We start from the raw sequence: 21,968 nt of genomic DNA, 5'->3' as shown, positions 1-21,968 counted from the left end.
GCAAGTTGAGGGTCGCATTATGATGATTATTCGCCCAGTCGCGCGCCGGGATTTAACCGATTTGCTGGCGCTCGCCGGCAAAGGTGGCGTAGGCCTGACTTCCTTGCCGCAAGATGAAGAAACGCTGTCGGCGCGCATCGAACGGGCGCTTCAAACCTGGCAAGGCGAGCTTCCCCGCGCGGAGCAGTGCTACCTGTTCGTGCTGGAAGATACCGAATGTCAGCGGGTGGTGGGGATTAGCGCCCTTGAGGTGGCGGTGGGGCTGACCGAACCCTGGTACAGCTTCCGGGTGGGTACCCAGGTGCATGCCTCAAAGCAATTAGGGGTCTATAAATCGGTGCCGACGCTGTTTTTGAGCAACGACCATACCGGCCATTCGGAGTTGTGCACGCTGTTTCTCGATCCAGACTATCGCCACGGCAGTAACGGCAAGCTGCTTTCCAAGGTACGCTTTATGTTTATGGCCGCCTTTCGCGAGAGTTTTTCACAGAAAGTGATCGCCGAGATGCGCGGCTTTTCTGATGAAAGCGGCCGTTCGCCGTTTTGGGAAAGCATGGGCCGCCATTTCTTCTCGATTGAATTCGCCCAGGCCGACTACCTAAGCGGCACCGGACAAAAAGCGTTTATCGCCGAACTGATGCCAAAGCACCCACTGTATCTGGATTTCCTGGCCGAGGACGCGCAAAAAGCGGTGGGGCAGGTGCACCCGCATACGGCGCCGGCCCGCCGTTTACTGGAGGCGGAAGGGCTGCGCTATCAGGGCTATGTGGATATTTTCGACGGCGGGCCGACGCTCGAAGCCGAGATTGACGAGATCCGCGCGGTGAAAGACAGCCAACGGCTGGAAACCGCGATAGCCGCCGAGCCGGCACGCCCCGATGCGCCGGTTTATCTGGTGAGCAACGATCGCTATCAGGATTATCGCGCCCTGTTGGTGCGGGCCGATCGGGATGGCGATCGGCTGTTGATCGGCACGGATACCGCGGCAATGCTCAGCATCGAGCCTGGTGAGCCAGTGCGGGTGCTCCCCCTTATTCCACAGGAGAAAGCGTAATGTCACACCCTGGGTTGTTAATTAATGGCGCCTGGCTGCCAGGCCACGCCGCTGCATTTGCTAAACATGATCCCGTCAGCGGCCAACGGTTGTGGCAGGCCAACGCTGCGGATGCGGATGACGTCGCCGCGGCGTGCGCTGCGGCCCGCCGCGCATTTCCCGCCTGGGCGCGCACGCCTTTTGAGCAGCGTGAGCAGCGGGTAAAACGCTTTGCCGAACTGTTGGAACAGCATAAATCCGCGTTGGCGGAAGTGATTAGCCGCGAAACCGGCAAGCCACGCTGGGAAACGCTGACCGAAGTTCAGGCGATGGTCGGTAAAGTCGGCATTTCCCTGCGGGCTTACCAGGCCCGCACCGGTGAGAGCCATACGGCAATGCCGGACGGTGCGGCGGTGTTGCGCCATCGCCCGCATGGCGTAATGGCGGTGTTCGGGCCGTACAATTTCCCGGGCCATTTGCCGAACGGGCATATTGTCCCGGCGCTGCTGGCCGGGAATATCGTGGTGTTTAAGCCCAGTGAGTTAACACCGCACACCGCAGAGGAAACGCTCAAACTGTGGCAACAGGCCGGCCTGCCGGATGGGGTGATTAATCTGGTACAGGGCGGGCGAGCAACCGGCGAGGCGCTGGCCGCCAGCCCGGACATCGACGGCCTGTTATTCACCGGCAGCGCGGGCACCGGTTATCACCTGCATCGCCAGTTGGCCGGGCAACCGGAGAAGATCCTGGCGCTGGAAATGGGCGGCAACAACGCGCTGATCGTCGATCAGGCGCTGGATCTGGATGCCGCGGTGAACCTGGCGATCCAGTCGGCGTTTATTTCCGCTGGCCAACGCTGCACCTGCGCCCGACGCATTCTGGTTAAGCGTGGCGCACAGGGGGATGCTTTCATTGCACGCCTGGTGCAGGTGGCGGCGGGGCTGCGTATTGGCCGCTGGGATGACGAACCCCAGCCGTTTATGGGCGGCGTCATCTCGCTGTCGGCGGCTGAACATCTGTTGGCGGCGCAGCAGCGCCTGTTGGCATTGGGCGGTAACGCGCTGTTGGCGATGCGGCAATTGGCCGACAACAGCTCGCTTCTTAGCGCCGGCATCATTGATGTGACCGGGGTGCAGGAACTGCCGGACGAAGAGTATTTCGGGCCGTTGACCACCCTTATCCGTTACGACGATTTTGATCAGGCGCTACAGATTGCCAACCACACGCGCTATGGCCTGTCGGTCGGGTTGGTGTCGCCGGAGCGGGCATTGTTTGAGCGCTTGCTGATTGAAGCGCGCGCCGGCATTGTCAACTGGAACAAACCGTTGACCGGGGCCTCCAGCGCCGCGCCGTTCGGCGGCGTGGGCGCCTCCGGCAACCATCGCCCCAGTGCTTATTACGCGGCGGATTATTGCGCCTGGCCGATGGCTTCGCTGGAAAGCGAGAGCCTGGCGTTGCCGGCCAGTTTACTGCCCGGCGTGTCGTTCGATTGAGACGCCACTGTATTGTTTGCACCGGGCCGGGGGTTCCCCGCCCGAAAGCCATCAAATAAGTCGGCGGCCGGCAGCCTCGGTTGCCGGCGCCGCAGGAGAATAAAATGCCGGGATATGAAGTCAATTTTGATGGGCTGGTGGGCCTGACGCACCATTACGCCGGGTTGTCATATGGCAATGAAGCCTCTGTGCAGCACCAAAACAGCCTGTCCAACCCGAAACTGGCGGCGAAACAAGGGCTGCTGAAAATGAAAGCGTTGGCGGATCTGGGGTTCCGGCAAGCGGTGTTGCCGCCGCAGGAACGGCCGCATATTCCGACGCTGCGCCAACTGGGGTTTGCCGGTTCCGACGAAGCCGTTCTGGCACAGGCGATGCGCACAGCGCCACGGCTGTTATCCGCATTAAGCTCTGCCTCGCCGATGTGGACGGCTAACGCGGCGACGGTTTCGCCTTCCGCAGACAGTGCGGATGGCCGGGTGCATTTCACCGTAGCCAACCTGAACAATAAATTCCACCGGGCGATCGAGGCGGAAACCACCTCGGCGGTGCTGCAAGCGATTTTTCGCGACGAACAGCATTTTGCGCACCATGCCGCTTTGCCGCAGGTGGCGCTGTTTGGCGATGAAGGCGCGGCCAACCATAACCGCCTGGGCGGCGACTATGGCCAGCGAAGCGTGCAGGTGTTCGTCTATGGGCGCCAGGAGTTCGGCGGGGAAGTGGCGCCGGTGCGTTATCCCGCGCGCCAGAGCCGGGAAGCCAGCGAGGCCATCAGCCGCTTGCACCAGTTGGATGAGCGCCATACGGTGTTTATCCAGCAAAACCCCAGCGTGATCGATCAGGGGGTGTTCCATAATGACGTTATCGCCGTCAGTAACCAGCAGGTGCTGTTTCATCATCAGCAGGCCTTTTTGCACCCGGCGCAGGCGCTGGATGAAGTGCGGCGCAAAATGGCGACGCTGGAACAGGAACTGGTGGCGATTGAAGTCCCCACCGAGCGGGTTTCGGTGGCGGATGCGGTGGCGACCTACCTGTTCAACAGCCAGATCCTGACCAAGCCGAACGGCCGCATGCTGATTGTGGTGCCGGAAGAAGCACGCCAGCACAGCGGCGTGTGGGGCTATTTGAATGAAATGGTCGCATCGGGTGGGCCGATTGACGAGATTAACGTGTTTGATTTGCGCGAGAGCATGCGCAACGGCGGCGGCCCGGCCTGCCTGCGGTTACGCGTTGCCTTAACGGAGCAGGAACTGCAGGCGGTGAACCCCGGCGTGCTGATGAACGACCGGCTTTTTGCCGCCCTGAACGCCTGGGTGGATCGCTATTATCGCGATCGCCTAAGCCAGCAGGACCTGGCCGATCCGCAGCTGTTGCGGGAAGGGCGGGAAGCGCTGGATGCGCTGACGGCGATCCTGGGGCTGGGGGCGATTTACGCATTCCAACGTTAAACAAAGGTGTGCATATGCTGGATTTATTAGCCCTGACGCTGGCGGGCGAAACCCCCGCCCAGCCACAAGGGCAGAACCAAAACCTGCGGTGGCGCTGGTTGGGGGAAGGGATACTGGAGCTTTGCCCGCTGCACGGCTACCGCCAGGCAGTGGTCTTGTCGGCAGGCATTCACGGCAATGAAACCGCGCCCATTGAGCTGTTGAACAACCTGGTCAACACGCTGCTGGCCGGGCGCCGGCCGCTGGCGGCGAAGATGCTGATTATGCTTGGCAACCCCGCAGCGATGCGCGCCGGCAAGCGTTATCTGCACAACGATATGAACCGGATGTTTGGCGGGCGCGCCGAGGCGTTCCCCGCCAGCGGCGAAACGGCGCGGGTGCAACTGTTGGAACAGGCGATTGCGGCCTTTTTCGCCGGCGAAAGCGCTGAGCGTTTTCACTATGATTTGCACACCGCGATCCGGGATTCACGATTGCCACGTTTTGGCATTTTGCCTTTCCAGCCAGGGCCATACAGCCATACGCTGCTGGCGGCGCTGGACGCGGCGGCGTTGGATGGTCTGGTGCTGCACAGTGAGCCGGGGGGAACCTTCAGCCACTTTACCTGCGAGCATGCCGGGGCAGCCAGTTGCACGCTGGAGTTGGGCAAGGCGCGCCCGTTTGGGCAAAACGATCTGCAGCAGTTTGCCGCTATTGAACGCGTGCTGCAGGCGGTGACCAGCGGCGAGCCGCTGCCAGCCCGGCAGGGGGCGCCGATACGGGTGTTCCGTGTTGAGACATCGCTGATTAAACGCAGCGCAGCGTTTCGTCTGTATTTGAGCGATGACACCGCCAATTTTACCGAGTTGCCCGAGGGGATGCTGGTGTGCGAACAGCCCCAAGAGGCATATCGGGTGCAACATGCCAAGGCGTGGATCCTGTTCCCCAACCCGAATGTGGCGCTGGGGTTGCGTGCCGGGTTGGTGTTAACCGAGGTTGCGCGCAGTACGCTGTTCTGAGTCTGTGAATAGGCCTTTGTGCTATTAGGGATCGCATCTGCCATTTTATGTCTGGCCGCCGGTGCGATTCCTGTTTCATTTAACCGATAATAACCGCCTAAAATATATCCTTCTCTGTTTCATAAATCGGTAATATCATACCGCCCGACGTGCCTGTTTAAATTAAATATTCGATTAACGCTGACCGGTATTTTCCGCTTTGCCGTTTGGATATATTACGATCAGTTATAGGTAAAACGGATAGCGCCATCACTATAATTTATACTTTCAAGCCCTTAATCCTGAATGAAAAACAACCAAACGCAATGCGTTTTTGCTGCATAATCTATCGCGTAATCATGAAGTAATCATTTATTATTTCATTAATAATCAACATCTTAAATTTTATTTTTCTGGTTTTGTGATACGGCGCCAACAGGTTGCGTATGCTACCGGCGGAATTTTTTTATTTTAACTTTGGAAACATAATGATAATGTCACAGAGCTCTATGTTCAGGGCCCTATAAAAACTACAAGATCATAGCTCAACAATATAAGTTGGGCATGACGTTTGGGTATTAATTCAAAATCTAGGAATGAATAATGATGAAACGCAGTATATTAGCCTTAGCGGTGCTAGGTAGCCTCACGTCTTTTGCGCACGCAACAGAAATTTATAATAAAGATGGCAACAAGCTCGATCTGTATGGCCGGGTCAATGCCAAACACACCTTCACCGATAACAGCAGCAGCGATGGCGACACCAGTTACGTGCGCCTGGGTTTTAAAGGTGAAACCCAGATCACCGACCAACTGACTGGCTACGGGCAGTGGGAATATCATGTTGCCGCCAACCATGCAGAATCTGAAGGCACTACCGGCACCAAAACCCGCCTGGGTTTTGCCGGCCTGAAGTTCGGCGATTACGGCTCCTTTGACTACGGCCGTAACTATGGCGTGGTCTATGACGCCGCCGCCTATACCGATATGCTGCCAGAATTTGGCGGTGACTCACTGAGCAATACCGACAACTTTATGACCGGGCGTTCTAACGGCCTGGCGACCTACCGTAACCGCGATTTCTTCGGTTTGGTTGATGGCCTGAACGTTGCGTTGCAATACCAGGGCAAGAACGACGCAACCAGCCGCCCGGTGAATCGCCAGAACGGTGATGGCTATGGCTTGTCTGCAAACTATCAGGACATTGGCGGCACCGGTATCGGCGTGGTTGCGGCCTATTCGGCGGCCAACCGCACCAGCGCGCAAAAAACACTGGCCTATGGGCAGGGCGATAGCGCCACGGCATGGTCAACCGCCATCAAATACGACGCTAACCAACTCTATCTGGCGGCGATGTATGCGGAAACCCGCAACCTGACGCCAATCAACGTTCGCGGCACCACCGGCTTTGCCAACAAGGCCCAGGATATTGAAATTGTTGCCCAGTACCAGTTCGAAAATGGCCTGCGCCCGTCTCTGGCATACGTACAGTCGAAGGGTAAGGACATTGAGGGCATCGGCGATGCCGATCTGGTGAAATACGTTGAAATCGGCGCAACGTATTACTTCAACAAAAACATGTACACCTATGTTGATTATAAAATCAACCGTCTGAGCGATAACAACCCACTGAATCTTAACAGCGATGATGTGCTGGCTGTCAGCCTGACCTACCGCTTCTAAAGCGCCGGTGTCTAAACGGACCTGCTAATCACGACGGGGCTACGCATGTTGCGCGGCCCTGTATTTTTGTTGAATTGGCGGGCGATAGGGCTCAAGAGGCATCGTCGGTGGGGGTTAGAAAGGCGCGTATTCGTGCGCGGGCAGCCAGAAGCCGTCAATCCAGTCTTCAACCGGGTAACACCCCGCATGGCGCAGGTTCTGTTCTTTCATTGCGAACAGGCATTGGCGCTCATCGCGCAGTACGTCAACCACAATGTCGGCACAGCCGCCATCCAGATAGCATACAAACATCACTAATGCATACATCGCTTTCCTTCCTTACTGACACAGCCAAATGCCGCCAGGATTTGTCGGTTTCCTGAAGAAGCCGTAACGAATCTGGCCAGGGGGCGACGCATTGAGTATAGGTGAAAAATACGCTAACTGCTTAATCGCGCGGGGCTAATTGAAAAAATCACGTGTGCTGCTAAGCTTAACCTGTCTTAAATAGAGGTAACAACACAACCATCAACAGGAGTGAATATGGGACTGTTTAATTTCGTCAAAGAAGCTGGCGAAAAACTTTGGGACACCGTTACCGGTAATGCCGCCGATCAAAGCGCCAAGCTGAAAGAGCATCTGGACAAGAGTGGGCTGCCGGATACCGATAAAGTTGATGTTAAGGTTGTCGATGGTAAAGCGGTGGTGACGGGCGAAGGCATTAGCCAGGAGTTGAAAGAGAAGATCCTGGTAGCCGTCGGCAATGTGGCTGGCATCAGCGGTGTTGAAGACCATGTTGCGGTGGCGCAGGGCGCGGCTGAAAGCCAATTTTACACGGTGAAAAAGGGCGATACCTTGAGCGCCATCGCCAAAGCGGTTTATGGCAACGCGAATCAGTACAATAAAATTTTCGAAGCCAACAAACCAATGTTAACCCACCCGGACAAGATCTATCCAGGCCAGGTTTTGCGTATCCCGCAGTAAGCTCTGCCCGCATAACGTTACCAACCGGTCATAGACCGGTTTTTTTTATTCGCTTGATGACAGATGCGATATACTCCTGCGACACACACGCCGTTGGCGTGATGAATTAAGACAAACTGCGTGAAAAAAACCCGCAATACCCTAAAAGAAACCGATGACCGTGACGCGCTGGGGGATGTTCCGTTTGCCATCACCGTACTGGCAATGGCATCCTGCTCGCTGATCATTTTGGCGCTCATAGTCACGTTGTGGTTGACATAACGTCATGCACACAGGAGAAAACATGGAGCACAATCTCCACGACGAAACGAAACTGCTCGCTATCATTGGGCTACTGGTTGCTGTACTGCTCGTGGTATCGATACTGTTCGGCATCACTTATTTTTCAGATACCCATGCCGCGCATGAAGGCGTTGATGTGCAAAATTGCTACCTTAAGGCGACTTAGTGTTTGGCTAAAATATGCGCTGTCGCTCGGCTAAGCGCAGCGGCAAATATACATTTCACTGCGCATTCGCCTATTTGCTCCTTATTGGTGCAATCGGATGGTTAAATAGCGTGGCGATTTTCGCGCAAATAAAAAGCAATAAAGTAAGGGATACCAATGGCGGGGTGGGGGCTGCGGGCTGCCATTCCGGCGCATTGCTGCACCTTCCCCGTCAGAACGGGCCTGCCAGCGGGCGGGTAACCCGGTTTCGGTGATGTGATGCAGGATATTTGTACTCATGCTGCCGGCGTTATACTGGATAAGTGTGATCTAACATCCATATTTTTAATCCCGTTAGGCGGGTGCGGTTAAATAGTGATCTCCAGCAAGTAATTAACGCCAATAGGCAATTAAGATACTTCTCATGAACTGAATTACCAACACTGTTAGTTGATGCCTGTGAGGTTGTTATGAGCCAAATACTCTACCGTGCAAGATTGTCCCATGTCGTTATTGTAACGGCAGCGTTTTGGGTTTCTATCGCTACTTTATTGGTGGTGGCGCTAAACTAAGCCGGTTGTTTAAAATAATTTATTTGGCGCTGGGCCCATATTCTGTGGCCTGGCGCAATTAATGTGTATTTTATCCCTTCTTTTGGATTTCCCATCCGCCGTTAGCGATCGTCAATACCCGTCATTCCATAATGCATAGAATGCCTTTGTTCGATTTATTTTCTTTTATTTTAACGAGTTATCACGGGTTGGGGCGAGGGCTGCGCGTAGTGGCCTGGGCTAGGTGCACTCACGCGGTTTTCTGATGGATAATATGCAACGGCGGGTCGATATGCAGATCTACACTGAGATCCTGGCGGAAATCATAAGGCGTGATGTTGAAACGCTTCCTGAACATATAGGTAAAGTGCGACTGCGAGCCAAAACCAAAGTCCATGGCAATGTCGAAGATAGAGGCATCACTGCTGCGCAATTGATACACCGCTCCGGCTAAACGGCGCTCACGGATATATTTGCCCAGCGATATCCCGGTGGCTTCCTTGAACAGTTTTTGCATGTGCCACAGTGAGTAACCGGAATACGCAGCCAGTTCTTCCAGGTGAATGACTCGCCCCAGGTGGGTTTCAACCCATTTGCTGAGGGCGCAGACCAATGAGAGGTGGTGTTCTTGAATCATCAGCGCGTCTGTGTGAGATCTACATGATCGTGAAGTATACACAACTTGCGGCAGGGGACAAAAAAACCGGCCGCCGCGCGCCGTTTAATTCAGACAAATCCAGCGGGCCACCCCGGCATTGGGGGGAGCGCGTCCGCGGCCATGCGTAGAGAACCTGTTGTCAGGCTAATGTAAAAAGGGGTACTCTGAATTTGCCCGCTACCGCCTCAAGTGGTTCAGGCCGCAGTGATAACAGCCAAGACAAAAGCTAGCCGTAACAACGTAGCGTTGATGGGGTGATCGCATGTTAATGACAGTGATTATTACTTTGGTTGTGATTGTGGGCGTTGCTGCTTTTATGGCTGCCCCTACGATAATGGCAAATAATGCGGAAGGTGTGGGAGGTGAAAAACAGTGATTTTTGGCCGATTGATATGCCCCTGTGTGGGCTGACGTTCCTTTAAAGCCTGGGCGATGGCCCGGGCTTTCGTTTTCTGTGCGTTACACGTTTTTGCGTTCGACGGTTTCATCGCCCCAATAAAGCTGGTTGGCGTCGGTTTTGGCAAATGCCTTCGCCAACACTTCGTCGCTGCCTTCTTCCCAAATTTTCTGCGCTAATACTTCGTCATCGCCAGCGGCTTCGAAAATCGCTTCGGCGATTTCAACGGAGGTTTCCCGCACGCTAGCCCAGGATTTGATATTGTGGTTTGCCATAAAAAACTCCCTCTTTATGCATCAATGTGGCATGCGATATCGCAATGGATAGGTAAAGTATAGGCCAGTCCGGCAGTTTTTCCCGGCGCTGACGGCGTATTTATGCTGAAAAATCAGGGCTTGCGCGGCCAGGCGGCGGTAAAATCACGCGGTGCATGTTATTCTGTGCCGCCGCTGAATAAGAAGGAAGATTATTATGTCTACGATTTTGAGCAACGATCAGGAATTGGTGTCCGATCTGGTCGCCTGCCAACTGGTTATTAAACAGATACTGGATGTGATCGATGTGATTGCGCCGACGGAAGTCCGGGATAAAATGGCCAATCAACTGAAAAGCGTTGATTTCTCATCCAACCCGGCGGGGGCGGATCCGGTTACCCGGCGGGCGGTTGAAAAGGCCATCGCGCTGATTGAAATGAAATTCGAACGCTCGTGACACTGTAACTCACGCCGCCAGATAAGCCGTGGTGTGATCAGTCCACCACTGTCTCAATTTTTTTCAGCATCGGGCAGGATGGGGTGCCGATCACACCATTCTCGCCGTTGAGATATTGGGCCGTCACCACGTTACGGGCGCTGAGATATTTGCACTGCAGGCCCAGGCCCGCGACGTTTTTTTGGCTGCCGATGAGCACGCCGTAGCCGGAGAACAACAATGCCCCATAGAGCAGTGCCAACAGTACGCACAACTTCAGTAATTTCTTCACGTTCGCTCCTTATTGTCGATTGCAGGCACGATCTAGCCACGGCTGCCCGCGCCAGGCAACAGTAACAGTCTGAAAGATAGGATTTAACGTATCGTTAAAGTTTGTTTAGGTTGGGTGTGTTAGCATTAAGAACCTATTAACACGTTAACAATGAGGCTGCTAATTTTGTTGCGGAAAAAAATCCTCATGATAATTGCCATCCTTGCAGCATGCCTGTTCTTTTATCTGCTTGCGCTGGATAGCTACTGTGATGAAGATGGGAGCTTTGCGCTCGGTATTTGCTCCATTACCCGTTTTATTCCCTGGTGACGGTTCGGCACTATGCTCTCTTTGCAGATGATGTTGGTATCCCCTGGGGAATGCTAAGATGTGTGCTGTCTTTTTTTTGCCGTTGAAAGGGTAGTCCATGTTCGATTTAGGTGTTGGCCCGGCGGGCCTGGTTTCGTTAGCGGTGGGCATTCTGGCGGTGGCCCTGGGGCTATGGCTGTGGTTCCTGGTCAACCGTGCCAGCGTGCGGGCAAATGAGCAGATACGTCTGCTGCAGGAAATTGCGGAACAGCAGCGCCAACAAACGGCCTTGCTGAAACGCTTGGTGCAGGATGCGCCGGGGGAAGAAACCGCCTCGACGGACGAGGCCGCCCCCGGGTTGGATTTTAGCGGTTTTGTGCCCGAGCGCTGATCGCTATGTGTTTTACCTGTATGCCGCCGTGGCCCCACGGCGGCTGTCATAAATCTGTCGTATCGGCGTCGTAAGGTAGTCCAAACTACTACAGGATGGATTAAGCCGATGATTAAATGGCATGAAGAAAGCGACGCTGAGGTTAACCGCAGCATTGCGTTGCTCACCGGGGAAAACCCGGACAAATGGTACCCCTACGGCGGTATTAAAGGTAAAGACTACTGTAAGAACCCCTCTGACGCCTGGCCGATTATCTGCGCCAACAAAATTAGTCTGAACGCCGACAGCCAGGGCAAGCCCGATCGCTGGCTGGCACGCATCGCTACCCAACAGGGCGAATGGCAGGCAGACAGCAATAGCCCATTGCGGGCCGCGATGATTTGCTTCCTGCTAAGCCGCCAGGCCGAAGGCGTTGAATGCTAACGCCGCATAACGGATAACATCCCCCATTTCCGCGCTCATTTCTGCCGAAAACCGCCCCTTTTGCCTGCCAGGGGGCGCTACTCCTTGCTACCTCCGGGGTTAAATGTTAAAAAACCGCCCGCATTCACACGTGCTAACGCGCGATATTCTGCGTTAACTACGCGGGATGTTCAGTCATATGAGGATAAAATGGGCGGCCAGGTTCAGGATACCGTGCTAAAACGCGGTTTAAAAAACAGACATATACAACTTATTGCGCTTGGCGGAGCGATTGGCACCGGGCTATTTCTCGGCATCGCGCAAACCATCAAAATGGCGGGGCCATCGGTACTGTTGGGGTATGCGATAGGGGGCTTTATTGCCTTTTTGATCATGCGGCAACTGGGCGAAATGGTGGTGGAAGAGCCGGTCGCCGGTTCGTTTAGCCATTTTGCCTATAAATACTGGGGCGACTTCGCCGGTTTTCTTTCCGGCTGGAATTACTGGGCGATGTTTATTCTGGTCGGCATGGCGGAACTGACCGCTGTCGGCATTTATGTTCAGTATTGGTGGCCGGAGATCCCCACCTGGGCTTCGGCGGCGCTGTTCTTTGTGCTGATCAACCTGATTAATTTGGTGAATGTACGGATGTACGGTGAAACCGAGTTCTGGTTTGCCATTATCAAGGTGGCGGCGATCGTCGGGATGATTGGCTTTGGCGCTTATCTGCTGGCCAGCGGCAGCGGCGGGCCGGAAGCCAGCGTGCGCAACCTGTGGCAGCAGGGGGGCTTTATGCCGCACGGTATTTCTGGGCTTATCATGGCGATGGCGGTGATTATGTTTTCGTTCGGCGGGCTGGAAATGGTGGGCATCACCGCGGCAGAAGCGGCAGAACCGCGTACCAGTATCCCCAAGGCCACCAACCAGGTGGTTTATCGTATCTTGATTTTCTACATTGGTTCGCTGGTGGTTCTGTTGTCGCTGTATCCGTGGAGTAACGTTGCGGATGGCGGCAGCCCGTTCGTGTTGATCTTCCATGCGCTCAACAGCAACCTGGTGGCGACGGCCCTTAATGTGGTGGTGCTCACCGCGGCGTTATCGGTGTATAACAGCGGCGTATACTGCAATAGCCGCATGCTGTTTGGCCTGGCTAAGCAGGGCAACGCACCGCAGGCGCTGACCCGGGTGAACAAACGCGGTGTGCCGGTGTTGTCGATTGCGCTGTCGGCGTTGGTGACCTCCATCGGCGTGTTAATCAACTACGTGATGCCTGGCAAGGCGTTTGAGCTGCTGATGGCGCTGGTGGTTTCCACGCTGGTGATTAACTGGGTGATGATTTGCCTGGCGCACATGAAATTCCGTGCGGCGAAAAACCGGCAGGGCGTGATCCCAAGCTTTAAGGCGCTGTGGTACCCGTTTGGCAATTATCTGTGCCTGGCGTTCCTTGGCCTGATTCTGGTGATTATGTATTACAGCGAAGGGATCAGGATTTCGGTGCTGTTGATCCCGGTGTGGATCCTGCTGTTGTGGGTCGGGTTCTTGCTGACGCGCCGTGGTAAAGCGGCCGCGGTGAAATAAACGCCGCCTGCGGCAATAACAATGAGGCGCCCTTGGGCGCCTCTGGCGTTTTATCCGCGTGGCATTAAGGCTCCAGCCTTGTGGCTGCGGCCCAAGAGTTTGCGGCACAGCAGGAACAGGGTTGTCATAATATCAATCGCGACAACGCTGGCTATCAGCAGCCCCAGGATCAGAATGCTTAGCATCGCGCCAAACAGCGCCACCAACGGCGCAGGGATACGCGCCCGCCGCAGTTTCATGGCCAAATACATTTTGCCGTATTGAACCTGGGCCAGCAGTTTGCTGCGGATGCCGCCCTTGCGGGCAGATAATTTGCGTGTTGTAGAACGGCCCATAATTTCCCCTTCATTGAATGACCGAAACAAGTAAAACATAACGTTCTTAAGAAATGCTTAACGGGCTCTGGCGGCCCTTATTGCATGACCACAACTGTGACAACAACATAGTGCGAAAGGTCAGTGGCGATAGAGAGTTTGCCCCATTTTGTGATAATTATCTTATCCTTTGGATGAAAATGGCTGTGGGTTACCGGAGAGCGCCGATGAAGATCACTAACCGTTATTACAATGCCAGCAAGGCGCATCATACGCCGCAAGGGTTTCGCAACCTGGAACCCACCCAGCGCCAGGAGGGCGATTTACAGCGCTGGCGGGCCGAGCGCAAAAAGCTTGGCTTGCCCAAGCCGCCGCAAATGGGGTACCAGCAGTTTACTCAACGCTGGTGGCAGCAGGCCAATCTGCAGGGCAGTAACGATAGCGTATGGTGGCTGGGCCATGCTTCGGTATTGATGCGCTTGGGCGGGCGTTATGTGCTGATTGACCCCGTGCTGTCGCAGCGCGCCTCGCCGCTCAGTTTTTATGGCCCGAAACGCAAAACGCCATCGCCGCTGGCGGTGCGAGACTTGCCCGCCGTGGATGTCCTGCTGATCTCCCATAACCATTATGATCATTTGGATCGGCGCACCATCCGCCAACTGGCCCGGCGTTTCCCGCAGGCCACCTGCGTGGTGCCGTTGGGGCTGAAGCGCTGGTTTCGGCGTTATCGTTTTCAGCGTGTTGAAGAATTGGATTGGTGGGACAGCCTGGCATTGGGCGATCTGACCGTGCACGCGGTGCCCGCACGCCATTGGAGCATGCGCACCCTGTGGGATCGCAACCGTTCTTTGTGGTGCGGGTGGGTTATCCACCACCCGGCGTTGCGCTTTTATTTCTCTGGCGACAGCGGTTATTCCGACCGGTTGGCGGAGATCGGCGCGCGCCTGGGGCCGTTTGATCTGGCGGCGTTGCCGATCGGCGCCTATGCGCCGCGTTGGTTCATGCAAACGCAGCATATGGATCCGCAGCAGTCCGTCCAGTTGTACCAGCAACTGAATGCGCCGCGGGCGTTCCCTATTCACTGGGGGGTGTTCGAACTGGCCGATGAGTCGCTGGATGAACCTCCGCAGCAACTGCACCAGGCGCTGAGCGCCGCGGGCATTACGCCGCATGGTTTTCAACCATTGAAAATCGGCGAGCGGATAGATATCGTTGGCTGCCGTTAGCGGCCATGAGGTGCCTGGGCGCCAAGCCGCGTGGCTGCATAGCTATGCAGCGGTGGCGACGGGGCGCGGTGGGCTATCGCCGCTAACGTTTTGGCCTGTGCGCCTGCGCTGCCGTGCTGTTATCAGGCCACCCGGCGCGTGGCGCAGTAAGCTGATGCGGCTCACATTTATTAAAATTGTTATATGGAATATTAGATTTCATATAGATTCAAAATTTTTAACGTTTTAAGCAGTGCGCAGCCGGGTGCGTTCAGCCCGCTGAATTTGACCATTTTGTTAAAATGCAGACGGGGTGCGGAGTGTGGCGGCATACCCATGCCAAGCAGAAAACAGATAAAGCTTCAACATCTTTTAATCTGTTTAAGCTATTGTTGCGACTGACCGTTTCAAATATGTGCGACGTGTCGATCGGCGATTAAAAATGGCTTGCCATCGCATACAGAGTATGTGATAACGCAATTGGGTAAAACGAGGTACAGTTCTGTATATGTGTGGCATTTTCAGTAAAGAAGTTCTGAGTAAAGACGTTAGCGTTGAATACCGCTTCTCTGCCGATCCTTATCTTAGTGCCTCAAGCAGTAACGACTCTAGTTTGTCTATGTAACGCCTACGGGCGGTTTAAACAATCCAAAGGAAATACTCAAGATGGCAAAGATCAAAGGTCAAGTTAAGTGGTTCAACGAGTCTAAAGGTTTCGGTTTCATCACCCCGGCTGACGGCAGCAAAGATGTGTTCGTACACTTCTCTGCAATCCAGGGTAACGGCTTCAAGACCCTGGCTGAAGGCCAGAACGTTGAGTTCGAAATCCAGGATGGCCAGAAAGGTCCATCTGCAGTTAACGTAACTGCTATCTAATCAGCGTCAGCTGTATAAAAAGCCCGCCATGTGCGGGCTTTTTCGTTGTGATAAACCACCGGTTTTTAGCCTGTTTATTTCCCTTGATGCATGATAATACCGGCATATTGATTACGGCCCTTAATCCCCGGATGGTGGGGATCTGCCGCCCGGCGGTGGCTGTTGCGGCGAAAGCTGGTGTATTTGAAACGGTACGGCAATGCCGGATCCTGATTCAGGGTGCAGATAGTGCAACTGCCAGCCTGATCGACGCCGGCAAAGCCCAGATCTTGTAATTTTCTGGCGGCGATCGCCGCCAAATCCAGGTGCCGGTAGCGTGGGCTGATAAGCGGCGCGGGCAACGGCAGCGTCTGTTGGAACTGCTCCACCAGCGCTTCATCAACCTGATAGCAGCAGGCGCCGGCTGCCGGGCCGATAGTCGCCACCCAGTTGGCCGTGCTGTCTGCGCGATTAATGTGTGCGGCCATGCATTCCAGGATGCCGTTCAACAGCCCGCGCCAGCCAGCGTGCACGGCGCCAATCGCCGTGCCGTCACGGCGGCTGAACAACACCGGCAGGCAATCGGCCGTGAGCACGTTGAGCAGGATGCCCGGCTGCGTGGTGTAAAAACCATCGGCTTCGCCGCAGGCCTGGTGCGGCGCGGTAACGTCAACAATGCGTGTTCCGTGCACCTGTTTCTTTTCTGGCATAGTGTGTTGGTAGCGTGCCAAATGTTCGGGGAGCAGGGCGCCCTTGTTGCCAAAACCGTGCTCAATGGTGGGGATTGCGCCAAGCAGCGCAGAGTAATCAGCCATAAAACATTCTTGCCTGCGTCAGGGAACCAGCCCCCAGTGTAATCAGCTTTGTTCGGCGTTGACCAGCGGAATTAGGCCGTACGCAGCAAGAGGCCGTAGCGCCGTTGTTGCCCTGCGTGGCGGGATGAAACGGGATGTCGCCTTGCAACGTCATTACGCCTTCTTTAGACTAGGCACGCTCCGGCTGGAATGCCTGGGGCTTTGCCTAATGCACCTCTCTTTCTGGAATCTTCGTCATCATGTCTTATCAGTGCCCTTTGTGTCATCAACCGCTCCGTTTTGCCGCCCGCCAGTGGCGTTGCGAGAGCAACCATCAGTTTGACTGTGCGAAAGAAGGTTATGTCAACCTGATGCCGGTGCAGCATAAGCGCTCGAAACAGCCGGGCGACAGTGCGGAAATGATGCAGGCGCGCCGGGCCTTTCTCGATGCGGGATTCTACCGCCCGCTGCAGCAACGGGTGGCTGAACTGTTGGATGATGCGTTGAGCAGCAGCGCAAGCGTTCTGTTGGATATTGGCTGCGGTGAAGGGTATTACACGGCGGAGGTGGCTGCACGGCTCGCACAGCGGCGGGCGTTTAGCACTTACGGGCTGGATGTGGCTAAAGTGGCTATCCGCTATGCTGCGAAACGTTATCCTGCCGTTGCGTTCTGTGTGGCATCCAGCCACCGTTTGCCATTTGCGCAAGCCTCTCTGGATGCGGTACTACGCATTTACGCCCCTTGTAAAGCCGAGGAACTGGCGCGGGTGGTAAAACCCGGCGGGGTGGTGGTGACGGTATCGCCCGGTCCGCGCCATCTTTACCAGCTTAAAGAACAGGTTTACCAGCAAACCCAACTTCATGCCGAGGTTGATGAGCAACTGCCTGGTTTTACCTGTGAAAGCAGTGAACAGCTGAGTTACGCGATGGCTTTGCCGGGCGAACAGGCGGCAAATTTATTACAGATGACGCCGTTTGCCTGGCGCGCCTCGCCGGAGGTTCGGCAAAGCCTGGTGAGCCGTGCGGTATTTGATTGTGAGACGGATTTTACGATCAGGTTGCACCGGCGGCAGGGATAGGCGTTTCTTAAGGGAGAGGGGGAATAGCCAGAGGCCTGCGGTTGGCACCCGGGGTTGCTGGGATGCGCTGTCAGGAAAGATAACCCAGGTGCTCCAGCAAAATATTCACGCCGATGCCAATCAATACGACGCCGCCAATGACTTCCGCCCGTTTGCCAAACAGCGGGCCGATAAAGCGGCCAATCATCATGCCCAGCGTCGCCATGATCATGGTGGCGCAACCGATGGCCATCGCGGTGTGCACGATATTAACCTGCAGGAAGGCCAGGCCGACGCCGATCGCCATCGCATCCAGGCTGGTGGCGATGGCTGTCGCTACCAATACCCAAAAGCCGTGGCGGCGCACTTGTGGTTCTTCCTCGGCGCGGTGGCGCATGCCTTCAACGATCATACGCACGCCCAGAATGAACAGCAGGCTAAACGCCACCCAGTGATCCCATTCCATAATATAGCGGCTGGCATACAGACCAATGCCCCAGCCAATCAGCGGGGTAATGGCTTCGATGATGCCAAAGATAAGGCCGGTACGGAGTGCTTCACGGAAACGGGGTTTATGCAGTGTGGCGCCTTTGCCAATTGATGCAGCGAAAGCATCCATGGACATGCCAAAAGCAAGAATAAGCGTTGCGGATAGATTCATTTGAAATAACCTCGGCCGGGAGCCTCCATATACACGTAACCCACCCCCAACCATACGACGGAGTCACGTGCCTATGGTCTCGCCAACCTTTCCTGGCTACCCGCACCACGTTTTAACAACAAAACGAGTATGTTGATACGGGCGTTTCTGGCTGATACAACCCAGAAACCGGCTACTCCCCAATGACGGGCGCAACCTTATCACATTATTTTTGTTTGAGACAACCCTTAATTATACGCGGCATTTTGTGTAATTGAGACTTATTTTCATTAACGCCAAGTCATTCGAAAAATAAGGGTAATTATTACACAAAAAATAAAGGGAAGAAGCGACAGTGTTGCTGATTAATTACACAGGGTACTGCCGCAGTATAGTGATTGTTATTGTGGTTTTTATATTTTTATTTTTTGATTTTCAAGGAAAAAATGATAGATTTTTTCAAGGTCATCTAATTTCGTTACCTGAATTAATAAACGCCGCTGCTCTAAATCAATGGCCAGGATACCGTCTTCAGATAAATTCATCGCCTTAATACGTGGATATTCAATAAAGGCATTAGCATAGAAAAAACCTTGGGGTTTAAACAACAATTTCGGCCAGCGAATATAGAAAATGTAGACGCTAATCAGCGCTAATGAAATTAATAACCACGTGGTTAATGGCGAACCCTGATTGGTGATATTGCGGTAAACCAAAATGGCGAGCAGGCCGACAAAGATCAGGCAATCGATACGGTTACTGCGTTTCAGCGGCACTTTCAGCAGCGTTTGCCCCTTTATCCGTTCCATACCGAACTCATCATACAGCGCGTACAGCAGCATCAATGCGATAAAAACAACCATTGCGGCATCGGTTAACGACATCCCATCCCCATCAAAATAATAGGCCGGGGGCATGCCCCCGGCGGCTAACGATTACAGGCCCAGCAGGCCAATCCAATAACCCAGAATACCGATGACAAAGAAGCCCAGAATGATCCACAGTGCGTTGACCTTTCTGCGCAGCAGCCACATACAGCCAAAGGTCAGCAGCAGCGGAATCAAACCCGGCATCAACTGGTCAAGGATGGTTTGCACCGTGGTCACCGTGGTTTTACCGGTCTGATCGGTAATACTCGAAACCACCAGCGGCACGTTAACGTGCGTCCACTTGTTGACCAGCGCCCCCATCACAAACAGGCCGAGGATCGACGCCCCTTCCGTCAGTTTCTGCAGGAAGCCGCCGCCCATATCATTGACGATATCCGCGCCTTTACGGTAGCCATAGGCCACACCGTAATAACGCACCATCAGGCGCACCACGTTGAACAGCACGAAGAACAGCACCGGCCCGAGCAGGCTGCCGGTCATGGCGATGCCGGCGCCGAGAGCCGCGAATACCGGGCGCATGGTGCCCCAGAAGATAGGGTCGCCAACCCCGGCCAACGGGCCCATCAGGCCCACTTTGATACCGTTGATAGCGGCATCGTCAATCGGCGCGCCGTTGGCCCGTTGTTCTTCCATCGCCAGCGTGACGCCCAGTACTGGCGCCGCCACGTAAGGGTGGGTGTTGAAGAACTCCAGGTGGCGTTTAATCGCCTGCTTGCGATCGTCGTTGTTCTCCGGGTACAGGCGGCGAATGGCCGGCACCATGGAGAAACAGAACCCCAGCGCCTGCATGCGTTCAAAGTTCCACGAACCCTGGAACAGGTTGGAGCGGAGTACTACGCCGCGAATATCGGCCGGCGTGAGTTTCTTTTGCGTTGCAGTTGTATCAACCATGTCTCTCACCTATTCCTAGTCCAGTTCGTTATCAAGATCGTTGGGCTGTGCGGCACCGCCCTGAACAACCTGTGCTTTGTTGTATTTCGGGCTGAGCTGGATATACAAAATGGCCATCACTACGCCGATGACGCCCAATGCAACCAGGTTGAAGTTGGTGAACGCGGCGGTAACGAAACCCGCGTAGAAGAACGGCATCAGGTAGCCGGCGCGCATCATGTTAATGACCATGGCGTAACCGACGACAACGATCATGCCGCCTGCGATGTTCAGGCCGGTGGTGACCACTTCCGGGATGGAGTTAAGCAGCGTGTGGACGCCTTCGGTGCCGACAGAAACGGCAACGATGACCGCCGGGATGGCGATACGCATCGCCTGCAGCATCAGGGCAGAGACGTGCAGCCAACTGATGGCGCGCAGGCTGCCCCGTTCGGCCGCGCTGTCTGCGGCATGCTGGAAGGCAACGGTGATGGTACGCACGATGATGGTAAGTACCTGGCCTGCCGCCGCCAGCGGGATAGCCAGTGCGATACCGGCCCCTACGCTTTGGCCGCCGGCGATAACCAGAATGGTGGATATGATGGATGCCAGAGCGGCATCCGGTGCGACTGCCGCGCCGATATTCATCCAACCGAGGGCAATCATTTCCAACGTACCGCCGATGATGATGCCGGTTTTCATATCACCGAGGATGATGCCGATCAGGGTACAGGCCACCAATGGGCGGTGGAACTGGAATTCGTCCAGAATGGACCCCATACCGGCAATACATGCAACGATAAATACCAGCACAATCTGAAGAGTGGTAATCTCCATTGTACTTCTCCTATGACCAAATCGCTCTGAGTAAAATAATTACTGGCAGATGCTATTAATTGAGTTTATTAATCAGATCCATCATTTTCAGTTGGTTATCGCTTGATACTTTTCTCACTTCTAATTCAATACCGAGATCGTTTAATTTCTTGAACGCCTCAATATCTTTTTCATCGACTGAAACGGCATTATTTACCTGAGTTTTCCCCTGGCGGAATGCCATGCCCCCGATATTGACCGACTTAATCGCCACGCCGGCGTCAACCACCCGGCAAACGTCGGTCGGGTTAGTGAACAGCAGCATGACGCGATCGCCGGCATATTTAGGGTTATTCCAGACGCGGATCATTTTTGCCACGTCCACCACGTGAGCGGTTACGCCGGGAGGGGCAACCTGGGTGAGCAACGTTTTACGCACATGGTCGGCTGCCACTTCATCACTGATCACGATAATGCGGCTGACGTTGGTTTCTTTGGTCCAGCGGGTGGCAACCTGGCCATGGATCAAGCGGTCATCGATACGCGCCAGACCGATTTTCATATGGTCATTCGGGCCAAGCGGCGCCTGTGGTGCAGCGGCCTGCGGCTTGGGTTGCGCCGCGGGTTTGGCCGGCTCATCGGCAGGTTTTTTCAGCGCTTTAACGCCTTCACGCCCGGTTTCCAGCGCCAGGGCAACCAGCTCGTCAAAGCTTGGGTTGTCGTCGCGCGCCATAAACGTTTCCACCAGCATGGGAATATTAACCCCGGTGACAACTTCATAGTGCTCTTTATCTACGGCAATGCGGCTGGCCGCATTGAATGGACTGCCTCCCCATGTGTCAACCAGGAAAAGGACACCGCCGCTGGTATCCAACTCACTGAGTTTACTAGTATATTTTTCTATCAGGGTTTCGGCGTTTTCTCCGGGAACGAAATCGATAAAGGCGACGTTATCCTGCTCGCCTAGTAGCATTTCCGCTGTTTTCAGCAATTGTTCCGCCGCTGTCCCGTGAGTGCCGATGATAATAGCTATTGCCACTCGCTACCTCCTCATTAAACTTCAGGCACGGATTGTGCGTCTTGCCGCCTTCCTGGCAGCGATTCCTCAGTTCAGATACATTATGGTAGAAATATAAAAAAGCGCCCTTAACACTTATTATCGCAGTTTCAAAAACCTGCGCCGGCTGTGGTAGGACACTGGTAATTATTTTAGTAAGTGAAAAAATAAATTTTGTGACGGCGCTCTGCTATTGAGCGC

Annotated in this window: 28 protein-coding genes and 1 riboswitch; of the genes, 17 read left to right on the top strand and 11 right to left on the bottom strand. The window is 54.7% G+C overall.

Going from position 1 to position 21,968, the window contains the following annotated elements:
- Nucleotides 1-19 precede the first annotated feature (19 nt).
- The 5 genes from astA (at nucleotide 20) to ABFX35_RS09575 (ending at nucleotide 6,631) form a co-directional block, all read left to right on the top strand.
- Nucleotides 20-1,054: an arginine N-succinyltransferase gene (gene astA, locus ABFX35_RS09595; protein ID WP_346080536.1), complete on the top strand. Its 1,035-nt coding sequence runs from the start codon at nucleotides 20-22 to the stop codon at nucleotides 1,052-1,054.
- Nucleotides 1,054-2,526 carry a succinylglutamate-semialdehyde dehydrogenase gene (gene astD, locus ABFX35_RS09590; protein WP_346080534.1) on the top strand — a complete coding sequence of 491 codons (1,473 nt, stop codon included), beginning with the start codon at nucleotides 1,054-1,056 and terminating at the stop codon, nucleotides 2,524-2,526. Before astA ends, astD begins: the two co-directional genes overlap by 1 nt.
- A 104-nt stretch (nucleotides 2,527-2,630) precedes the next feature.
- Nucleotides 2,631-3,971, top strand: coding sequence for an N-succinylarginine dihydrolase (gene astB, locus ABFX35_RS09585; RefSeq protein ID WP_346080533.1), 1,341 nt, complete (start codon nucleotides 2,631-2,633; stop codon nucleotides 3,969-3,971).
- Nucleotides 3,972-3,985: 14 nt separating this feature from the next.
- Nucleotides 3,986-4,969: a succinylglutamate desuccinylase gene (astE, locus tag ABFX35_RS09580; RefSeq protein ID WP_279023486.1), complete on the top strand. Its 984-nt coding sequence runs from the start codon at nucleotides 3,986-3,988 to the stop codon at nucleotides 4,967-4,969.
- A gap of 582 nt (nucleotides 4,970-5,551) precedes the next feature.
- Complete coding sequence (locus ABFX35_RS09575) at nucleotides 5,552-6,631, top strand: porin (RefSeq protein ID WP_346080530.1); 1,080 nt, start codon at nucleotides 5,552-5,554, stop codon at nucleotides 6,629-6,631.
- Between the two features lie 114 nt (nucleotides 6,632-6,745).
- On the opposite strand, the gene ABFX35_RS09570 is transcribed toward ABFX35_RS09575, so the two are convergent.
- Complete coding sequence (locus tag ABFX35_RS09570; RefSeq protein ID WP_095848431.1) at nucleotides 6,746-6,937, bottom strand: YdfD/YebW family protein; 192 nt, start codon at nucleotides 6,935-6,937, stop codon at nucleotides 6,746-6,748.
- Between the two features lie 216 nt (nucleotides 6,938-7,153).
- Between ABFX35_RS09570 and lysM the strand changes: the two genes are divergently transcribed.
- From lysM to ABFX35_RS09555, 3 genes are all read left to right on the top strand, one after another.
- Entirely contained in the window at nucleotides 7,154-7,594 is a 441-nt protein-coding gene (gene lysM, locus ABFX35_RS09565; RefSeq protein ID WP_279023492.1) for a peptidoglycan-binding protein LysM, read from the top strand.
- 120 nt (nucleotides 7,595-7,714) lie between these two features.
- Nucleotides 7,715-7,855: a hypothetical protein gene (locus tag ABFX35_RS09560; RefSeq protein ID WP_279023495.1), complete on the top strand. Its 141-nt coding sequence runs from the start codon at nucleotides 7,715-7,717 to the stop codon at nucleotides 7,853-7,855.
- 22 nt (nucleotides 7,856-7,877) lie between these two features.
- Nucleotides 7,878-8,042 (top strand): hypothetical protein, encoded by a 165-nt coding sequence (locus ABFX35_RS09555; protein WP_346080527.1) that lies wholly within the window; start codon nucleotides 7,878-7,880, stop codon nucleotides 8,040-8,042.
- Between the two features lie 780 nt (nucleotides 8,043-8,822).
- Here the strand turns inward: ABFX35_RS09555 and ABFX35_RS09550 are convergent.
- Nucleotides 8,823-9,209: a helix-turn-helix domain-containing protein gene (locus ABFX35_RS09550; RefSeq protein ID WP_095848433.1), complete on the bottom strand. Its 387-nt coding sequence runs from the start codon at nucleotides 9,207-9,209 to the stop codon at nucleotides 8,823-8,825.
- Between the two features lie 480 nt (nucleotides 9,210-9,689).
- Nucleotides 9,690-9,902 (bottom strand): YccJ family protein, encoded by a 213-nt coding sequence (locus ABFX35_RS09545; protein WP_279023501.1) that lies wholly within the window; start codon nucleotides 9,900-9,902, stop codon nucleotides 9,690-9,692.
- 196 nt (nucleotides 9,903-10,098) lie between these two features.
- Between ABFX35_RS09545 and ABFX35_RS09540 the strand changes: the two genes are divergently transcribed.
- Entirely contained in the window at nucleotides 10,099-10,338 is a 240-nt protein-coding gene (locus ABFX35_RS09540; RefSeq protein ID WP_095848435.1) for a DUF2766 family protein, read from the top strand.
- 37 nt (nucleotides 10,339-10,375) lie between these two features.
- Here ABFX35_RS09540 and ABFX35_RS09535 read toward each other — a convergent pair whose 3' ends face one another.
- Entirely contained in the window at nucleotides 10,376-10,609 is a 234-nt protein-coding gene (locus ABFX35_RS09535; protein WP_346080524.1) for a YobH family protein, read from the bottom strand.
- Between the two features lie 186 nt (nucleotides 10,610-10,795).
- On the opposite strand from ABFX35_RS09535, the gene mgrB reads away from it, so the two are divergent.
- The 4 genes from mgrB to ABFX35_RS09515 all read left to right on the top strand — a co-directional run bounded on the left by mgrB (nucleotide 10,796) and on the right by ABFX35_RS09515 (nucleotide 13,268).
- Nucleotides 10,796-10,918 (top strand): PhoP/PhoQ regulatory lipoprotein MgrB, encoded by a 123-nt coding sequence (gene mgrB, locus ABFX35_RS09530; RefSeq protein WP_095848437.1) that lies wholly within the window; start codon nucleotides 10,796-10,798, stop codon nucleotides 10,916-10,918.
- Nucleotides 10,919-11,015: 97 nt separating this feature from the next.
- Entirely contained in the window at nucleotides 11,016-11,288 is a 273-nt protein-coding gene (locus tag ABFX35_RS09525; protein WP_095848438.1) for a YebO family protein, read from the top strand.
- A 108-nt stretch (nucleotides 11,289-11,396) separates the two neighbouring features.
- Nucleotides 11,397-11,711 carry a phage protein NinX family protein gene (locus ABFX35_RS09520; protein WP_279023507.1) on the top strand — a complete coding sequence of 105 codons (315 nt, stop codon included), beginning with the start codon at nucleotides 11,397-11,399 and terminating at the stop codon, nucleotides 11,709-11,711.
- A gap of 189 nt (nucleotides 11,712-11,900) precedes the next feature.
- Nucleotides 11,901-13,268, top strand: coding sequence for an amino acid permease (locus tag ABFX35_RS09515; RefSeq protein WP_346080522.1), 1,368 nt, complete (start codon nucleotides 11,901-11,903; stop codon nucleotides 13,266-13,268).
- 50 nt (nucleotides 13,269-13,318) lie between these two features.
- Here ABFX35_RS09515 and ABFX35_RS09510 read toward each other — a convergent pair whose 3' ends face one another.
- Nucleotides 13,319-13,603 carry a hypothetical protein gene (locus tag ABFX35_RS09510; RefSeq protein WP_346080520.1) on the bottom strand — a complete coding sequence of 95 codons (285 nt, stop codon included), beginning with the start codon at nucleotides 13,601-13,603 and terminating at the stop codon, nucleotides 13,319-13,321.
- Between the two features lie 206 nt (nucleotides 13,604-13,809).
- Here ABFX35_RS09510 and ABFX35_RS09505 point away from each other — a divergent pair, with 206 nt between their 5' ends.
- The 3 genes from ABFX35_RS09505 (at nucleotide 13,810) to cspE (ending at nucleotide 15,663) form a co-directional block, all read left to right on the top strand.
- Nucleotides 13,810-14,808 (top strand): MBL fold metallo-hydrolase, encoded by a 999-nt coding sequence (locus tag ABFX35_RS09505; RefSeq protein ID WP_346080518.1) that lies wholly within the window; start codon nucleotides 13,810-13,812, stop codon nucleotides 14,806-14,808.
- 487 nt (nucleotides 14,809-15,295) lie between these two features.
- Nucleotides 15,296-15,412 (top strand): DUF2627 domain-containing protein, encoded by a 117-nt coding sequence (locus ABFX35_RS09500; RefSeq protein WP_002211058.1) that lies wholly within the window; start codon nucleotides 15,296-15,298, stop codon nucleotides 15,410-15,412.
- Between the two features lie 41 nt (nucleotides 15,413-15,453).
- Complete coding sequence (cspE, locus tag ABFX35_RS09495; protein WP_002221949.1) at nucleotides 15,454-15,663, top strand: transcription antiterminator/RNA stability regulator CspE; 210 nt, start codon at nucleotides 15,454-15,456, stop codon at nucleotides 15,661-15,663.
- Nucleotides 15,664-15,737: 74 nt separating this feature from the next.
- Here cspE and pgeF read toward each other — a convergent pair whose 3' ends face one another.
- A complete protein-coding gene (pgeF, locus tag ABFX35_RS09490; protein WP_346080490.1) occupies nucleotides 15,738-16,457 on the bottom strand; it encodes a peptidoglycan editing factor PgeF in 720 nt (239 codons plus the stop codon).
- Nucleotides 16,458-16,696: 239 nt separating this feature from the next.
- Between pgeF and rlmA the strand changes: the two genes are divergently transcribed.
- Complete coding sequence (rlmA, locus tag ABFX35_RS09485; protein ID WP_346080488.1) at nucleotides 16,697-17,515, top strand: 23S rRNA (guanine(745)-N(1))-methyltransferase; 819 nt, start codon at nucleotides 16,697-16,699, stop codon at nucleotides 17,513-17,515.
- Nucleotides 17,516-17,585: 70 nt separating this feature from the next.
- Here the strand turns inward: rlmA and mntP are convergent, their stop codons facing one another.
- From mntP to manX, 5 genes are all read right to left on the bottom strand, one after another.
- Nucleotides 17,586-18,155, bottom strand: coding sequence for a manganese efflux pump MntP (gene mntP / locus ABFX35_RS09480; protein WP_346080487.1), 570 nt, complete (start codon nucleotides 18,153-18,155; stop codon nucleotides 17,586-17,588).
- Nucleotides 18,156-18,166: 11 nt separating this feature from the next.
- Nucleotides 18,167-18,348, bottom strand: a riboswitch (yybP-ykoY riboswitch).
- Between the two features lie 199 nt (nucleotides 18,349-18,547).
- Nucleotides 18,548-19,018 (bottom strand): DUF986 family protein, encoded by a 471-nt coding sequence (locus tag ABFX35_RS09475; RefSeq protein WP_346080485.1) that lies wholly within the window; start codon nucleotides 19,016-19,018, stop codon nucleotides 18,548-18,550.
- Nucleotides 19,019-19,069: 51 nt separating this feature from the next.
- Complete coding sequence (locus ABFX35_RS09470) at nucleotides 19,070-19,915, bottom strand: PTS mannose transporter subunit IID (RefSeq protein WP_095848447.1); 846 nt, start codon at nucleotides 19,913-19,915, stop codon at nucleotides 19,070-19,072.
- Between the two features lie 15 nt (nucleotides 19,916-19,930).
- Nucleotides 19,931-20,731: a PTS mannose/fructose/sorbose transporter subunit IIC gene (locus ABFX35_RS09465; protein WP_279023543.1), complete on the bottom strand. Its 801-nt coding sequence runs from the start codon at nucleotides 20,729-20,731 to the stop codon at nucleotides 19,931-19,933.
- Between the two features lie 55 nt (nucleotides 20,732-20,786).
- Entirely contained in the window at nucleotides 20,787-21,749 is a 963-nt protein-coding gene (manX, locus tag ABFX35_RS09460) for a PTS mannose transporter subunit IIAB (RefSeq protein ID WP_279023544.1), read from the bottom strand.
- Between the last annotated feature and the right edge of the window lie 219 nt (nucleotides 21,750-21,968).

This window comes from Gibbsiella dentisursi (assembly GCF_039539505.1).
Classification (GTDB): Bacteria; Pseudomonadota; Gammaproteobacteria; order Enterobacterales; family Enterobacteriaceae; genus Gibbsiella; species Gibbsiella quercinecans.
The sequence above is the reverse complement of the archived record's forward strand: the minus strand, read 5'-3'. Positions and strand labels throughout refer to the sequence as shown.

What these genes read in the sequence shown, in the direction of transcription:
- ABFX35_RS09505 (WP_346080518.1), top strand. Translation starts at nt 13,810, where the DNA reads ATGAAGATCACTAACCGTTATTACAATGCCAGCAAGGCGCATCATACG.
- rlmA (WP_346080488.1), top strand. Translation starts at nt 16,697, where the DNA reads ATGTCTTATCAGTGCCCTTTGTGTCATCAACCGCTCCGTTTTGCCGCC.
- astB (WP_346080533.1), top strand. Translation starts at nt 2,631, where the DNA reads ATGCCGGGATATGAAGTCAATTTTGATGGGCTGGTGGGCCTGACGCAC.
- ABFX35_RS09550 (WP_095848433.1), bottom strand. Translation starts at nt 9,209, where the DNA reads ATGATTCAAGAACACCACCTCTCATTGGTCTGCGCCCTCAGCAAATGG.
- astD (WP_346080534.1), top strand. Translation starts at nt 1,054, where the DNA reads ATGTCACACCCTGGGTTGTTAATTAATGGCGCCTGGCTGCCAGGCCAC.
- ABFX35_RS09470 (WP_095848447.1), bottom strand. Translation starts at nt 19,915, where the DNA reads ATGGTTGATACAACTGCAACGCAAAAGAAACTCACGCCGGCCGATATT.
- ABFX35_RS09525 (WP_095848438.1), top strand. Translation starts at nt 11,016, where the DNA reads ATGTTCGATTTAGGTGTTGGCCCGGCGGGCCTGGTTTCGTTAGCGGTG.
- astA (WP_346080536.1), top strand. Translation starts at nt 20, where the DNA reads ATGATGATTATTCGCCCAGTCGCGCGCCGGGATTTAACCGATTTGCTG.
- ABFX35_RS09520 (WP_279023507.1), top strand. Translation starts at nt 11,397, where the DNA reads ATGATTAAATGGCATGAAGAAAGCGACGCTGAGGTTAACCGCAGCATT.
- ABFX35_RS09465 (WP_279023543.1), bottom strand. Translation starts at nt 20,731, where the DNA reads ATGGAGATTACCACTCTTCAGATTGTGCTGGTATTTATCGTTGCATGT.
- mntP (WP_346080487.1), bottom strand. Translation starts at nt 18,155, where the DNA reads ATGAATCTATCCGCAACGCTTATTCTTGCTTTTGGCATGTCCATGGAT.
- astE (WP_279023486.1), top strand. Translation starts at nt 3,986, where the DNA reads ATGCTGGATTTATTAGCCCTGACGCTGGCGGGCGAAACCCCCGCCCAG.
- ABFX35_RS09555 (WP_346080527.1), top strand. Translation starts at nt 7,878, where the DNA reads ATGGAGCACAATCTCCACGACGAAACGAAACTGCTCGCTATCATTGGG.
- pgeF (WP_346080490.1), bottom strand. Translation starts at nt 16,457, where the DNA reads ATGGCTGATTACTCTGCGCTGCTTGGCGCAATCCCCACCATTGAGCAC.
- ABFX35_RS09515 (WP_346080522.1), top strand. Translation starts at nt 11,901, where the DNA reads ATGGGCGGCCAGGTTCAGGATACCGTGCTAAAACGCGGTTTAAAAAAC.
- ABFX35_RS09545 (WP_279023501.1), bottom strand. Translation starts at nt 9,902, where the DNA reads ATGGCAAACCACAATATCAAATCCTGGGCTAGCGTGCGGGAAACCTCC.
- ABFX35_RS09475 (WP_346080485.1), bottom strand. Translation starts at nt 19,018, where the DNA reads ATGTCGTTAACCGATGCCGCAATGGTTGTTTTTATCGCATTGATGCTG.
- ABFX35_RS09500 (WP_002211058.1), top strand. Translation starts at nt 15,296, where the DNA reads ATGTGTGGCATTTTCAGTAAAGAAGTTCTGAGTAAAGACGTTAGCGTT.
- cspE (WP_002221949.1), top strand. Translation starts at nt 15,454, where the DNA reads ATGGCAAAGATCAAAGGTCAAGTTAAGTGGTTCAACGAGTCTAAAGGT.
- ABFX35_RS09510 (WP_346080520.1), bottom strand. Translation starts at nt 13,603, where the DNA reads ATGGGCCGTTCTACAACACGCAAATTATCTGCCCGCAAGGGCGGCATC.
- ABFX35_RS09575 (WP_346080530.1), top strand. Translation starts at nt 5,552, where the DNA reads ATGATGAAACGCAGTATATTAGCCTTAGCGGTGCTAGGTAGCCTCACG.
- lysM (WP_279023492.1), top strand. Translation starts at nt 7,154, where the DNA reads ATGGGACTGTTTAATTTCGTCAAAGAAGCTGGCGAAAAACTTTGGGAC.
- ABFX35_RS09570 (WP_095848431.1), bottom strand. Translation starts at nt 6,937, where the DNA reads ATGTATGCATTAGTGATGTTTGTATGCTATCTGGATGGCGGCTGTGCC.
- mgrB (WP_095848437.1), top strand. Translation starts at nt 10,796, where the DNA reads ATGATAATTGCCATCCTTGCAGCATGCCTGTTCTTTTATCTGCTTGCG.
- ABFX35_RS09540 (WP_095848435.1), top strand. Translation starts at nt 10,099, where the DNA reads ATGTCTACGATTTTGAGCAACGATCAGGAATTGGTGTCCGATCTGGTC.